Source organism: Streptomyces sp. NPDC092370 (assembly GCF_044755265.1).
Lineage (GTDB): Bacteria > Actinomycetota > Actinomycetes > Streptomycetales > Streptomycetaceae > Streptomyces.
The window spans coordinates 233,747-246,656 of sequence record NZ_JBIVQO010000005.1; the positions used below are offsets into that span (position 1 = coordinate 233,747).

Genomic DNA, 12,910 nt, shown 5'->3' on the forward strand with positions numbered 1-12,910 from the left:
GGGCGCGCAATGGATGGGGAGGCAGGAACGACGGTGGCGGAACGGAGTACGGCTGCCGTCGACGTGGCAGACAACAGCGGCGAGACGTCGCTGACCGCGCAGGCGGACCAGTCCACGGCCGACGGGGTGGCCAAGAACCGGGAGCGGGACACGGACAGCGACGAGGTACAGGAGACCGCCGGGACCGACGGTGCCGAAAAGATCTCGCCGCCCGAACTGCACAGTGGTCACAAACTCGCCAGACGCTACCGCCTCGAGGAGTGCGTCACCCGTCTGGACGGTTTCAGCAGTTGGCGTGCCGTGGACGAGAAGCTGCGCCGTGCCGTCGGCGTGCACATCCTGCCCGCCGACCACTCGCGTGCCCGCTCCGTCCTGGCGGCGGCCCGCTCCTCCGCCCTCCTGGGCGACCCGCGTTTCGTCCAGGTGCTGGACGCGGTGGAGGAGAACGACGTCGTCTACGTCGTCCACGAGTGGCTTCCCGACGCGACGGAACTGACCACGCTCCTCGCCTCCGGGCCTCTGGAACCCTACGACGCCTACCAGATGGTCAGTCAGGTCGCTTCCGCCATGGCCGCCGCCCATCGTGAGGGCCTCGCCCACCTGCGGCTGAACCCCAACGCCGTACTGCGCGCCTCGACCGGCCAGTGGCGCATTCGCGGCCTCGCCGTGAACGCCGCCCTGCGGGGTGTCGCGTCCGACACCCCGCAGCGCACCGACACCGAGGCCATCGGGGCCCTGCTGTACGCGGCGCTCACGCAGCGCTGGCCGTACGAGAGCGACGCCTACGGCCTGTCGGGCCTTCCGAAGGACATCGGCCTGATCGCGCCCGACCAGGTACGCGCCGGTGTGCACCGCGGTCTGTCCGAGCTCGCCATGCGCGCGCTCGCCAACGACGGTGCCACCGCCTCCCGGCACGAGTCGCCGTGCACCACCCCCGAGGAGCTGGTGAAGGCGATCGGCGAGATGCCCCGCATCCGCCCGCCGGAGCCGGCGTTCACCGCCCTGCCCGAGTACCAGCGCACGACGTACCAGCAGGGCACGTACGGCCGTCAGGCCCCGCGCCCCGGCGTCACCCAGCAGATCCCGAGCCCGCCGCCCCCGCTCCAGACCCGCACGGGCAAGGCCCTGAAGTGGGCCGTCTCGGCACTCCTGATCGCCGCGCTGGGCCTCGGCAGCTGGCAACTGGCGGACGCGCTGATGGACCAGGGCGGCAAGAACGAGGACCCCGGCCAGACGCATACGAACGACGGGGACGGCGGCAACAAGCCGGTCGCACCGCTGAAGCAGATCCCGATCGACAGCGTGCGGGAGTTCACCCCGGGCGGTTCCGGCATACAAGAGGACGAGGTCCAGCTCGCCATCGACGGCCGGGCGGACACCGCGTGGATCACGCCGGAGTACCGGGGGTACCCCAACTTCGGGAATCTGCCGCAGCGCAAGGACGGCAGCGGACTGATCCTGGACCTCGGCAAGGTCACAGACGTGTCCCGTCTCGATATTTCCATGTACCGAAGCAGGCAGACAGCACAGGTTCTCGCCGCCGATGCCGATATCTCTAATCCGTCGTCTCTGGGTGATTTCTCCCAGGAACTCACCGATTTGTCGACCGTGGGTTCCGACCTCAAGGTCACACTGAAGAAGCCGGTCAAGACGCGTTACGTCCTCATCCACATCACGGAACTTCCGGCCGACGGCTCCGCGGACCGCTTCCGAGGAGGTATCTCAGAAATTCAAGTGCGCGGCTGAGAGCACTCCAGCTGCACCGAAAGCGCGTCCGGTTCGAAGTTCAGGCTCCGAACCGGACGCAACGATCAGCCGCAGTGACCCCAGTCGGAATTGTCACCGGTGGTCCCCACCTGGCCGAGGAAGCGCACGCACGCCCCATTGGCATACAGGCTCACCGGGCCGGCGTGGTAGGAGTAGTACCCAGAGTCCGTCTTCTTGGTCCCGCCGAGCACCTCAAGCTGAGCTATCATCCGCAACTTGACTCCAGGGGTACGTGATGTGGTGATCACGCAGTTGGTGCCATTGCTGTAGTAGAGATCCACCCACCCTGTGTCAAAGGAAAGCCGGTCAATTCGACTCCCCGGACACGTGGTCGCAGCCTGAGCCGTTCCGGATCCCGCAAAAATGACCGCTCCCGCGATGGTCGACACGGCCGTCCCCATAGCGGCAGCTCGACGCCCGCTCAACTTCTTCACCAGCTTCTCCTGTTGCCTGTTGTGCGCCAAAAGAACATGACACATAAATTATATGACCAGCAGAAGAGCTCATGATCAGGCCAATGGGAGGTGCTGTGTCTGTCACAGCGTTCCAGGACCCGCCTCGGGTTCGCTGAGGCGCGTTTACATCCCACCGGCCCGCAGGATTCAATGGACCACTCAGAGCGGAACGGGGAGGGGACGTGCAGGTAGAGCACCAGAACAGCTCACCGGCGACCGATGCCCAACTGATCCGCCTTCATGTGGGAGGCGACCCGGAAGCCTTCGCCGAGTTGGTGCGCCGTCATCGTGACCGCCTCTGGGCCGTCGCGCTGCGTACCCTGGGCGACCGCGAGGAAGCCGCTGACGCCGTCCAGGACGCGCTGGTCTCCGCCTACCGGGCCGCCCACACCTTCCGCGGTCAGTCGGCGGTCACGACGTGGCTGCACCGGATCACGGTGAACGCCTGCCTCGACCGGGCCCGCAAGGCGGCCTCCCGGAAGACCTCTCCCGTCGACGACACCGAGCGCTTGGAGCAGCTCCTGGAGCCGCACGAGTCGGCTGCGGCGCCCGCGGAGCGTAAAGATCTGCACCGCCAGCTGCTGGAGGCGCTCGGCACCCTTCCGCCCGATCAGCGGGCCGCCCTCGTGCTGGTCGACATGCAGGGGTACCCCGTAGCCGAGGCCGCCCGGATCCTCGACGTGCCCACCGGGACGGTAAAGAGCCGATGTGCCCGGGGCAGAGCCAGACTGCTGCCCCTGTTGGCTCATCTGCGGCCGGAAAACGGCGGAGGTGGCAAGGAGACGGGCGGGCGACGGAACCGCGGGGAGGAGCCAGCCGTCCCACCCGCAGCGGGACCGCGCCGAGCGCAATCCCCGGATACAGGACCGAGCGACCCAGCTGCAGTGAAGGGCGGAGGTGGACGAGCGTGACGTCGACGACAGACATGGCCGGGCACCCGGACGTCGCGGAGATCTCCGACCTCGCCGAGGGGCTGCTTCCACCGTCCCGGACCACCGACCTCCGTCGGCATGTGGACGAGTGCGAGCTCTGCGCGGATGTGTACGCCTCCCTGGAGGAGATCCGCGGGCTGCTCGGCACGCTGCCGGGGCCGCCCCGCATGCCCGCCGATGTCGCGGGCCGTATCGATGCGGCTCTTGCCGCCGAGGCTCTGCTGAACGCCAGCGGCCCGGAGTCAGAGGAGAGCGCGGAGCCGGCGGATGCTCCCCTTCTCGCGCACGACGACGGTGGTGCGCATGTTTCACGTGAAACATCGACTCCCACCGACCGGCCTGCCGGTCGTCCCCGCTCCTCCAGCACCGGTCCCGGCCGCAAGGGCCGCACGCGCATCGGGCGCCGCAGGATCGCCGTCCTGGGGACCGTCTTCACGGTGGCCGCATTGGGTCTGGGCTCCGCCCTGCTGTCGTCGCTCGGCGACAACAAGCCGCCTCACGACACGGCTGGTGAGCGGCAGAACACCTCTGCGGACACCTTCTCCGAGGGGGAGCTGCGGAAGCAGGTCACCGATCTCCTGGCCGAGAACAAGACCGAGAACAAGACGGAGAACAAGACTGAAGGAGGCGGCAGCTCCCGCACCCCCTTCGGCGCGGCGACCGCGCCCGGCGACCAGCACAGGGTCTTCAAGGGAGCCGTGGTGCCCGGTTGTGTCCGCGACGGCATCGGGCGGGACGACACCGCTCTGGCGACGCGGAGCGGCACGTATCAAGGGAAGAAGGCCATGCTCGTGCTGCTTCCCGATGCTTCCGACGCCACCCGGGTCACCGCCTACATCGTCGACGCGACCTGTGTGGATCACTCGGCATCCGATGCGGTGGGCGAGGTGCTCCTGAAGCGCACCTACCCGTCCGCCTGAGCAAGCGCTTCGTCTCACCTACTGGGGTCACCTCGCAGTGCCCCATCATCGTGTGCCCGGACACAGCGGGAATGCACGCCCCTTAGGATCCGTTGGGTGGGGTGAGAGTTCTCCTGGAGAAGCTCCTACCGCTCGACCGACGCAGTCCAGAGACGAGGAAACAAGCCGTGAGCGACGTCCGTAACGTGATCATCATCGGCTCCGGGCCCGCCGGCTACACGGCGGCGCTCTACACCGCGCGCGCGTCGCTGAAGCCGCTGGTGTTCGAGGGCGCCGTCACCGCAGGTGGTGCGCTCATGAACACCACCGACGTCGAGAACTTCCCCGGCTTCCAGGACGGCATCATGGGCCCCGAGCTCATGGACAACATGCGCGCCCAGTCGGAGCGCTTCGGAGCCGAGCTCGTTCCGGACGACATCGTGGCCGTCGACCTGAGCGGTGAGATCAAGACCGTCACGGACACCGCCGGCACCGTCCACCGGGCCAAGGCCGTCATCGTCGCCACCGGCTCGCAGCACCGCAAGCTCGGACTGCCGAACGAGGACGCTCTCTCCGGCCGTGGCGTGTCGTGGTGTGCCACCTGTGACGGCTTCTTCTTCAAGGACCAGGACATCGCCGTGATCGGTGGTGGCGACACCGCGATGGAGGAGGCCACCTTCCTCTCCCGGTTCGCCAAGTCCGTGACCGTCGTCCACCGGCGTGACACGCTGCGTGCTTCCAAGGCCATGCAGGAGCGTGCCTTCGCCGACCCGAAGATCTCGTTCGTGTGGGACAGCGAGGTCGCCGAGATCCAGGGCGACCCGAAGCTCTCGGGTCTGAAGCTGCGCAACCTCAAGACCGGTGAGATCTCGGACCTTCCGGTGACCGGACTGTTCATCGCCATCGGCCACGACCCGCGCACCGAGCTCTTCAAAGGCCAGCTCGACCTGGACGAAGAGGGATACCTGAAGGTGGACGCACCGTCGACGCGCACGAACCTGACCGGTGTCTTCGCTGCCGGCGACGTCGTCGACCACACCTACCGTCAGGCGATCACCGCGGCCGGTACCGGCTGTTCCGCAGCTCTCGACGCCGAGCGCTACCTCGCCGCCCTGGCGGACGAGGAGCAGCCCGAGCCCGAGAAGACCGCTGTCTGACCCTCCCTACCCGCCCCACGCACCAACCAGTTAAGGAGCCCGCCGTGGCCGGCACCCTGAAGAATGTGACCGACGACTCCTTCGAGCAGGACGTCCTCAAGAGCGACAAGCCTGTCCTGGTGGACTTCTGGGCCGCCTGGTGCGGTCCGTGCCGCCAGATCGCGCCGTCCCTCGAGGCCATCGCGTCCGAGTACGGCGACAAGATCGAGATCGTCAAGCTGAACATCGACGAGAACCCGGGTACGGCCGCCAAGTACGGCGTCATGTCCATCCCGACCCTGAACGTCTACCAGGGTGGCGAGGTCGCCAAGACCATCGTGGGCGCGAAGCCAAAGGCCGCGATCGTTCGCGACCTTGAGGAGTTCATCGCCGAGTGAACCGGCGGAGCCGTCGCATCGACGGTGTGTGTTTCACGTGAAACACGAATGGGCCAACCCGGAAGGGTTGGCCCATTCGTGTGCCCGCACCTACAGGGGTCGCAGCGCCGGCTCCTTCTGCACGGCTCCCAGAAGGCGGTCCAGCGCCATCTCGACGTCTTCCTTCCAGGAGAGCGTCGACCTCAGTTCCAGCCTCAGCCGGGGGTGGGTGGGGTGCTGTCGAACCGTCTTGAAGCCCACCGCCAGAAGATGATCAGCAGGCAACACACAGGCAGGTTCCTTCCAGCGTGCGTCTCCGAAGGCCTCGATCGCCTTGAAGCCGCGCCTCAACAGATCCTTGGCCACCGTCTGAACCATCACCCGGCCCAGCCCCTGCCCCTGGTAGCCGGGCACGATGAACGCGGTCATCAACTGCACCGCGTCGGGTGAGACGGGACTCGTGGGAAACGCAGTGGAGCGGGGGACATAGGCGGGGGGAGCGTAGAGCACGAAGCCCACCGGCACGTCGTCGACGTACACGACCCGCCCGCAGGATCCCCAGTCCAGTAGGACCGCTGAAATCCAGGCTTCCTTCTCCGAATCGGATGTGCCCGCCTTCAGCGCGGCCTCACCGCTGACCGGGTCGAGCTCCCAGAAGACACACGAGCGACAACGCTGGGGAAGGTCCTGGAGGTTGTCCAGCGTGAGCGGTACGAGCCGGCGGCCCATGAAGGGTGATCCTCGCTTCCTTCGCCCGCCGCCGCTTCGCGGGCGGCTGTCAGAGCGCTCCGTTCCTTGAGGAGACTGCCGATGAACCCACCGACCGCCCCCAGCCCCAAACCGGCGCTCACCAGTCCGGTGCGGCTCAAGGTGCGCATGGCCCCTGCCCTCCCTCTCAGAGGTGCTGCCGAGTGGTTGCACCGTGCCCCGCTCGCATCGTATCCACGATGCGATTCCATCGATACCGCCAAAAAGGAAAGAGCGAGCCACGTTCCGGCGCACACCGGACACGGCCCGCTCTCACCCGATCCACCAAAGACCCCTTGCGGAAGGCTCAGGACTCGCTCTCCTCGGAGTCGCCCTCCAGGAGACTCTTCTGCAGGACCGGGCCCTCGCCCGGGGCGAGCGAACCGAGGATCCGCTCAAGGTCCTCCATCGAGGCGAACTCGACGGTGATCTTGCCCTTCTTCTGCCCCAGGTCGACCTTGACCCGCGTCTCGAAACGGTCCGAGAGCCTTGTGGCGAGGTCGGACAGCGCGGGAGAGACCCGGGCACCGGCACGCGGCCCCTTGGGCTTCTGAGCCTTCTGAGGCCGCGACCCCATCAGGGTCACGATCTCCTCGACAGCCCGTACCGAGAGCCCCTCGGCCACGATGCGGTGGGCCAGCCGATCCTGCTCCTCCGAGTCATCGACGGAAAGCAGTGCCCGCGCGTGGCCGGCGGAGAGCACCCCGGCGGCGACCCGACGCTGTACGGCCGGCGAGAGCTTGAGCAGACGCAGAGTGTTGGAGACCTGCGGGCGGGAGCGCCCGATGCGATCCGCCAGCTGGTCGTGCGTGCAGTTGAAGTCCCTCAGCAACTGGTCGTAGGCGGCTGCCTCTTCCAGCGGGTTGAGCTGAGCGCGGTGCAGGTTCTCCAGCAGAGCGTCGAGGAGAAGCTTCTCGTCCTCCGTGGCCCGCACGATCGCCGGGATGGCTTCCAGCCCCGCCTCACGGCACGCCCGCCAACGGCGCTCGCCCATGATGAGCTCGTAGCGGGCGGGACCCACCTGTCGCACGACGACCGGCTGGAGGAGCCCCACTTCCTTGATGGAGGTGATGAGCTCGGACAGCGCGTCCTCGTCGAAGACCTCACGAGGCTGCCGCGGGTTCGGTGTGATGGAGTCGAGGGGGATCTCGGCGAAGTGCGCACCGATGGGCGCTGCGGGCGTGGCGGGAGCACTCGGCTGCGAAGGCTCCTCTGTTTCACGTGAAACAGTCGGCAGCGTGGCCACCTTGGCTGCGGCCACCCCACGTTCGTTCGGCAGTGCAGGCAGTCCTGCGGGGGATGTGGAAGCAGCACCCCCGGACGCAGCCTGGGCCACCGACTTCTCCGTCGGCGCAGCAGGGATCAGCGCGCCGAGACCACGACCCAGCCCCCTCCGTCGCTCGCTCACTGGACACCTTCCACCATGCTCGGGTCGTTCTGTTGTGCGCCGATGTGGGCGTGCGTCGCGTCATAACTGATGCCGACGCCCTTCAGCGCAATTTCTCGTGCCGCCTCAAGGTAGGAGAGGGCACCACTCGATCCAGGATCGTAAGTCAGGACCGTCTGCCCATAACTCGGCGCCTCGGAGATACGGACGGAACGAGGGATGCTCGTCCGCAGCACCTCGTCACCGAAGTGGGTGCGCACCTCTTCCGCGACCTGGGACGCGAGGCGCGTCCGGCCGTCGTACATGGTGAGCAGAATGGTCGACACATGCAGGTCGGGGTTGAGGTGCCCCCGTACCAGGTCGACGTTGCGCAGCAACTGCCCGAGCCCTTCCAGTGCGTAGTACTCGCACTGGATCGGGATCAGTACTTCCTGGCCCGCCACGAGTGCATTGACCGTCAGCAGACCGAGGGAGGGCGGGCAGTCGATGAGGATGTAGTCCAGCGGCTGTTCGTACGCCTGGATCGCGCGCTGAAGCCTGCTCTCCCGTGCCACCAGGGAAACCAGCTCGATCTCCGCACCGGCGAGATCGATCGTGGCGGGAGCACAGAAGAGGCCCTCGACATCGGGCACCGGCTGGACAACCTCGGAGAGTGGCCTGCTCTCCACCAACACGTCATAGATGGACGGGACTTCGGCGTGATGGTCGATGCCCAACGCGGTGGACGCATTGCCCTGTGGGTCGAGGTCGACCACCAGGACCCGGCCACCGTGGAGCGCCAGCGACGCGGCAAGGTTGACGGTTGTCGTCGTCTTGCCCACACCGCCCTTCTGGTTGGCGACCACGATGATTCGGGTCTGCTCGGGCCGTGGCAGGCCCTCACCGGCACGACCCAGAGCCTCCACCGCCAGTTGGGCAGCACGACCGATGGGAGTGTCGTCCATCGGAGGCGGTGTTTCACGTGAAACATCCGCCCCCATCGACTCGGTACGGGGACCGGGGACCGGATCGGTCATCGGTCCCGCGATGTTGGCGTCGGACCGCAAGGATTCACTCTCCTCGACTTCAGGCTCGCAATGAACAGAGCCTCCCATGTCTTCGGGGTCGCGAACCAGTGAGGCCTGGCGTTCTGTGGAGAAATCCACCTCTGTGGATACCTCCGGTCCCTCATCGAGTGAACCGAGAGGCTTTCGGTCGCGGGGTTCGGCCGCAGCGCGGCCACGACTGATGATGCCGTGCAGCAGTGAGCGACGTTTCACGTGAAACACGATGCACAGCAGCCGTGGCCGGATTGTCGCGACACTCCGGCATGCATAGGTTTGGCAGCTTGTGTGGAGTACGTCTCGTCCTCAGGACGGATCAGTGCCGCCGGGGCAGATGGGTATCTCCACGACGGATCGGCATCTCCACGACGGATCAGCGTTCACCAGGACGGGCCGACGGCGTCGGAACGCCTCAGCTCAGCGCCGTCGACGCGTCCGCCCCGTGCGAGCCGCCTTGGCGCGCTTCGCGGCGAAGCGCACACCGCCCGGGCTTTCCCCGACCTCGACCCGAACGACGGTGGACATCGGGTCCACCACACCCTCACCCACATGCAGGATGGACGTCTCCACCGCCCCCAGCTTGCTCAGCGCCGACGACGCGCTCTTCAGCTCCTCCTCGGCGGTGTCGCCCTTGAGCGCGAGCATCTCGCCGTACGGCCGCAGCAGGGGGATCCCCCAGGTGGCGAGCCGGTCGAGCGGCGCGACGGCCCGGGCCGTCACCACATGAACGGGCTGGATCTTCCCCATGACCTCCTCGGCGCGGCCGCGCATCACGGTCACATGATCGAGGCCGAGCAGCTCGACGACCTCGCTGAGGAAGTTGGTGCGCCGCAGCAGCGGCTCCAGCAGCGTGATCTTCAGGTCGGTGCGGACCAGCGCCAGCGGAATACCGGGGAGACCAGCGCCCGAGCCGACATCGCACACTGTCACGCTCTCGGGCACGACCTCCGAGAGCACGGCGCAGTTCAGCAGGTGCCGCTCCCACAGGCGGGGCACTTCACGCGGGCCGATGAGACCGCGCTGCACGCCCGCCTCAGCGAGCAGCTCGGCGTACCGCACCGCATCCGCGAAGCGGTCACCGAACACCTCGCGCGCCTGCTCGGGCGCGGGGGGAAGCTCCGCTGCCTCCGTCACGGGGGACCGTCCTTCCGTACCGTGTCAGCGCCCCAGGCGCCGACACCAGAACCACCAGAACTATCAGGCTGACAAAGTTCGGCCCCGTCTGCTCAACAGACGGGGCCGGGGAACGTGAAGGCCGTCAGGCGGGCAGCACGACGACGAAGCGCTGCGGCTCCTCGCCCTCGGACTCGCTGCGCAGTCCTGCGGCCTTGACCGCGTCATGCACGACCTTGCGCTCGAAGGGCGTCATCGGCTCCAGCTTCACGGCCTCACCGCTGCTCTTGGCCTCCGCGGCGGCCTTGGCGCCCAGCTCGGACAGCTCGGAGCGCCTCTGTGCCCGGTATCCCGCGATGTCGAGCATCAGGCGGCTGCGGTCGCCGGTCTCCCGGTGCACGGCCAGACGGGTGAGCTCCTGGAGCGCCTCCAGTACCTCTCCGTCACGGCCGACCAGCTTCTGCAGATCGCGGCCGCCCGTGTCGCTGATGATCGAGACAGAGGCGCGGTCGGCCTCGACGTCCATGTCGATGTCGCCGTCGAGGTCGGCGATGTCGAGCAGACCCTCCAGGTAGTCCGCCGCGATCTCGCCTTCCTGCTCCAGGCGAGTCAGGGTGTCTGCACCCTCGGCAGCGGCGGAGGTGGTGCCTTCCGTCACGGATGGACTCCTTCTTACTTCTTGGACGGGGACTTGGGCCGCTGCGGGCCCTTGCGCTGTCCGGACTGGGCCTTGCTGCGGGTGCTGCCGCCGGCGGGCTTCGCGCCGCCCTTCTTGGCAGCGGCGGCGGGCTTGGCGTCCTCGGGCTCGTCGGCCTTGGTCAGCGACGTCTTCGGTTCGTTCTCACCGGCCGTCCTCGCGCCGGCCGGCCCACCGTGCTGACGCTGCGACTTGCTCTGCCGCTTGGGCTGCTGGCGCTTCGGGGTACCGGCGGCGGTGGTGGTCGGCGAACCGTCCTCGGCCTGCGCTACTGCGGCGGTGTCGCTCTTGATCACGGTGCCGTCGGCCTGGGCGGCGAGGCCGGCCTTGCTCAGGCCGTTGATGAACTTGCGCTCGAACTCGTTGCGGTCGCGGCCCTTGGCGACGATGGCCTTGACGATAGCCCGGTCGCGACGCTTGCCGACCTTGTCGTGCCGCGTGACGTGCTTGGTCAGGCGCTCCAGGTACTCGGCCTGAGCCTTGGAACCCGGGGTCGGGTTGTTGCGGATGACGTACATCTGCTGACCCATGGTCCACACGTTGGTGGTCAGCCAGTACACGAGGACACCGACGGGGAAGTTGATGCCGAAGACGGCGAACATGACCGGGAAGACGTACATCAGCATCTTCTGCTGCTGCATGAACGGGGTCTTCACCGTGGTGTCGATGTTCTTCGTCATCAGCTGGCGCTGGGTGAAGAACTGCGACGCCGACATCAGGACGATCATGATCGCGGTGACGATGCGGACCGTGGTCAGCGAGGCCTCGAGGGCCGCGACGTCCGAGGAGCTGTCGGTGAACTTCGCCGCCAGCGGGGCCCCGAAGATGTGCGCCTGCTGCGCGCTCTTCAGCAGGCTGTCGTTGATGACACCGATGGTGTCGTTGTTCGCGATGCTGTTGAGCACGTGGTACAGGGCGAAGAAGAACGGGGACTGCGCCAGGATGGGAAGGCACGAGGAGAGCGGGTTGGTACCCGTCTCCTTGTACAGCTTCATCATCTCTTCGGACTGACGCTGCTTGTCGTTCTTGTAGCGCTCCTGGATCTTCTTCATCTCGGGCTGGAGCGTCTGCATGGCCCGGGTCGCCTTGATCTGCTTCACGAAGAGCGGGATCAGGCAGATACGGATCAGGATCACCAGGGACACGATCGACAGGCCCCAGGCCCAACCGGTGTCAGGGCCGAAGAGGGCGCCGTACACCGAATGGAACTGGACGATGACCCAGGAGACGGGTGTGGTGATGAAGCTGAAGAGGCTGGCAATCGTGTCCACTAATCATGCTCCTTGGGCATGGGACGGTGTCTCTGCGGCCGGGCTCGAAGGACTCGACGGACTTGTGGGAGAAGTCTGTCCCTCGGTGGCCGGTCCGGCGGCGGAGGGCCCGCCCTTGCGTGCACGCCACGCGTTACGCAGCATTTCGTGCCACCGGGGGCGCTTGCGCGGCGGGACATGATCCACACCGCCCAGCGACCACGGATTGCATCGCAGGATGCGCCAGGCCGTGAGTGCCGTTCCCTTGAAGGCACCATGCCGGTCGATGGCCGTGAAGCCGTAGTGGGAGCACGACGGGTAGTACTTGCAGACCGGCCCGAGCAGCGGACTGATCGTCCACTGGTAGAGCTTGATCAGGGCCAGCAGCGGGTACTTCATCGCGCGCCCCCTCCCAGCAACCGCTGGAGAGCGGCATCCAGGTCTCGGGCCAGCTGTGCATGGTCGGCGTCGCCCGATCCGGGCAGCGCTCGTACGACTACCAGGCTACCGGGGGGCAGCTGGGCGACTCGCTCGCGCATCAGGTGGCGAAGCCTGCGCTTCACTTTGTTGCGCACGACCGCGCCACCCACTGCTTTGCTCACGACGAAACCCGCACGCGTCGGGGGAGCGCTCTCCCCAGGCGCGTGCGGGTCCGTGGAACCGCTACGTAGGTGGACGACGAGGAGCGGGCGTCCGGCCCGGCGTCCTCGTCGTACCGCGGTCGCGAAGTCCTCGCGCCGCCTCAGCCGATGCTCGGTAGGCAGCACGACGTCATGACCTGATCGGGATCAGGCGGACAGGCTGGCGCGACCCTTGCTGCGGCGGTTCGCGAGAATCGCGCGACCGGCACGGGTACGCATCCGCAGGCGGAAGCCGTGGGTCTTCGCGCGACGACGGTTGTTCGGCTGGAAGGTGCGCTTGCTCACTCGGGGGCTCCAGAAGAAATCGGTGGTTGCGGGGTGCCGTCCTGGCTGTCACCGTGCGCCCACGAGTAGCTCGCAGTTACGCCCGAGTGCACCGCTGACCGATCACCCAAATGATCTGTGCCCATCGGAGGCAGGCGGCAGCAGCCATCGACAACTCGACCTGGTTACGGTACGCGCGGCT

The 12,910-nt window shown here is 67.2% G+C and carries 15 protein-coding genes; 5 read left to right on the top strand and 10 right to left on the bottom strand.

Annotated elements, in window-relative coordinates; translation table 11 throughout:
- Window positions 1-33 precede the first annotated feature (33 nt).
- Window positions 34-1,746 carry a protein kinase family protein gene (locus ACIQHQ_RS17955; protein ID WP_402612870.1) on the top strand — a complete coding sequence of 571 codons (1,713 nt, stop codon included), beginning with the start codon at window positions 34-36 and terminating at the stop codon, window positions 1,744-1,746.
- Between the two features lie 65 nt (window positions 1,747-1,811).
- Here the strand turns inward: ACIQHQ_RS17955 and ACIQHQ_RS17960 are convergent, their stop codons facing one another.
- Entirely contained in the window at window positions 1,812-2,048 is a 237-nt protein-coding gene (locus ACIQHQ_RS17960) for a hypothetical protein (protein WP_189590500.1), read from the bottom strand.
- A gap of 356 nt (window positions 2,049-2,404) precedes the next feature.
- On the opposite strand from ACIQHQ_RS17960, the gene sigM reads away from it, so the two are divergent.
- From sigM to trxA, 4 genes are all read left to right on the top strand, one after another.
- On the top strand, window positions 2,405-3,133 hold the full coding sequence (gene sigM / locus ACIQHQ_RS17965; RefSeq protein ID WP_402612871.1) for an RNA polymerase sigma factor SigM: 729 nt from the start codon (window positions 2,405-2,407) through the stop codon (window positions 3,131-3,133).
- Window positions 3,130-4,074, top strand: a complete 945-nt coding sequence (locus ACIQHQ_RS17970; RefSeq protein ID WP_402612872.1) for an anti-sigma factor family protein — start codon at window positions 3,130-3,132, stop codon at window positions 4,072-4,074. Before sigM ends, ACIQHQ_RS17970 begins: the two co-directional genes overlap by 4 nt.
- Window positions 4,075-4,241: 167 nt before the next feature.
- The gene (trxB, locus tag ACIQHQ_RS17975) at window positions 4,242-5,210 is read left to right on the top strand and encodes a thioredoxin-disulfide reductase (RefSeq protein ID WP_402612873.1); all 969 of its coding nucleotides are present in this window, start codon (window positions 4,242-4,244) and stop codon (window positions 5,208-5,210) included.
- A gap of 44 nt (window positions 5,211-5,254) precedes the next feature.
- Complete coding sequence (gene trxA / locus ACIQHQ_RS17980) at window positions 5,255-5,587, top strand: thioredoxin (RefSeq protein WP_030847066.1); 333 nt, start codon at window positions 5,255-5,257, stop codon at window positions 5,585-5,587.
- Window positions 5,588-5,677: 90 nt separating this feature from the next.
- Here the strand turns inward: trxA and ACIQHQ_RS17985 are convergent, their stop codons facing one another.
- The 9 genes from ACIQHQ_RS17985 to rpmH form a co-directional block, all read right to left on the bottom strand.
- On the bottom strand, window positions 5,678-6,295 hold the full coding sequence (locus ACIQHQ_RS17985) for a GNAT family N-acetyltransferase (protein ID WP_402612874.1): 618 nt from the start codon (window positions 6,293-6,295) through the stop codon (window positions 5,678-5,680).
- 325 nt (window positions 6,296-6,620) lie between these two features.
- Complete coding sequence (locus ACIQHQ_RS17990; RefSeq protein WP_402612875.1) at window positions 6,621-7,721, bottom strand: ParB/RepB/Spo0J family partition protein; 1,101 nt, start codon at window positions 7,719-7,721, stop codon at window positions 6,621-6,623.
- The gene (locus ACIQHQ_RS17995) at window positions 7,718-8,794 is read right to left on the bottom strand and encodes a ParA family protein (RefSeq protein ID WP_402613069.1); all 1,077 of its coding nucleotides are present in this window, start codon (window positions 8,792-8,794) and stop codon (window positions 7,718-7,720) included. The genes ACIQHQ_RS17990 and ACIQHQ_RS17995 overlap by 4 nt, the downstream gene beginning before the upstream one ends.
- A gap of 366 nt (window positions 8,795-9,160) precedes the next feature.
- The gene (gene rsmG, locus ACIQHQ_RS18000; RefSeq protein ID WP_402612876.1) at window positions 9,161-9,877 is read right to left on the bottom strand and encodes a 16S rRNA (guanine(527)-N(7))-methyltransferase RsmG; all 717 of its coding nucleotides are present in this window, start codon (window positions 9,875-9,877) and stop codon (window positions 9,161-9,163) included.
- A gap of 124 nt (window positions 9,878-10,001) precedes the next feature.
- Window positions 10,002-10,514: a protein jag gene (locus ACIQHQ_RS18005; protein WP_402612877.1), complete on the bottom strand. Its 513-nt coding sequence runs from the start codon at window positions 10,512-10,514 to the stop codon at window positions 10,002-10,004.
- Window positions 10,515-10,528: 14 nt separating this feature from the next.
- Window positions 10,529-11,824, bottom strand: coding sequence for a membrane protein insertase YidC (gene yidC, locus ACIQHQ_RS18010; protein ID WP_402612878.1), 1,296 nt, complete (start codon window positions 11,822-11,824; stop codon window positions 10,529-10,531).
- 3 nt (window positions 11,825-11,827) lie between these two features.
- On the bottom strand, window positions 11,828-12,202 hold the full coding sequence (gene yidD, locus ACIQHQ_RS18015; protein WP_402612879.1) for a membrane protein insertion efficiency factor YidD: 375 nt from the start codon (window positions 12,200-12,202) through the stop codon (window positions 11,828-11,830).
- Entirely contained in the window at window positions 12,199-12,570 is a 372-nt protein-coding gene (rnpA, locus tag ACIQHQ_RS18020) for a ribonuclease P protein component (RefSeq protein ID WP_078615240.1), read from the bottom strand. The genes yidD and rnpA overlap by 4 nt, the downstream gene beginning before the upstream one ends.
- A gap of 21 nt (window positions 12,571-12,591) precedes the next feature.
- Window positions 12,592-12,729, bottom strand: a complete 138-nt coding sequence (rpmH, locus tag ACIQHQ_RS18025) for a 50S ribosomal protein L34 (protein ID WP_005482975.1) — start codon at window positions 12,727-12,729, stop codon at window positions 12,592-12,594.
- Between the last annotated feature and the right edge of the window lie 181 nt (window positions 12,730-12,910).

Excerpts from the sequence above, each read along its gene's own strand:
- yidD (WP_402612879.1), bottom strand. The coding sequence starts at position 12,202 with ATGAAGTACCCGCTGCTGGCCCTGATCAAGCTCTACCAGTGGACGATC.
- ACIQHQ_RS17995 (WP_402613069.1), bottom strand. The coding sequence starts at position 8,794 with ATGGGAGGCTCTGTTCATTGCGAGCCTGAAGTCGAGGAGAGTGAATCC.
- ACIQHQ_RS17985 (WP_402612874.1), bottom strand. The coding sequence starts at position 6,295 with ATGGGCCGCCGGCTCGTACCGCTCACGCTGGACAACCTCCAGGACCTT.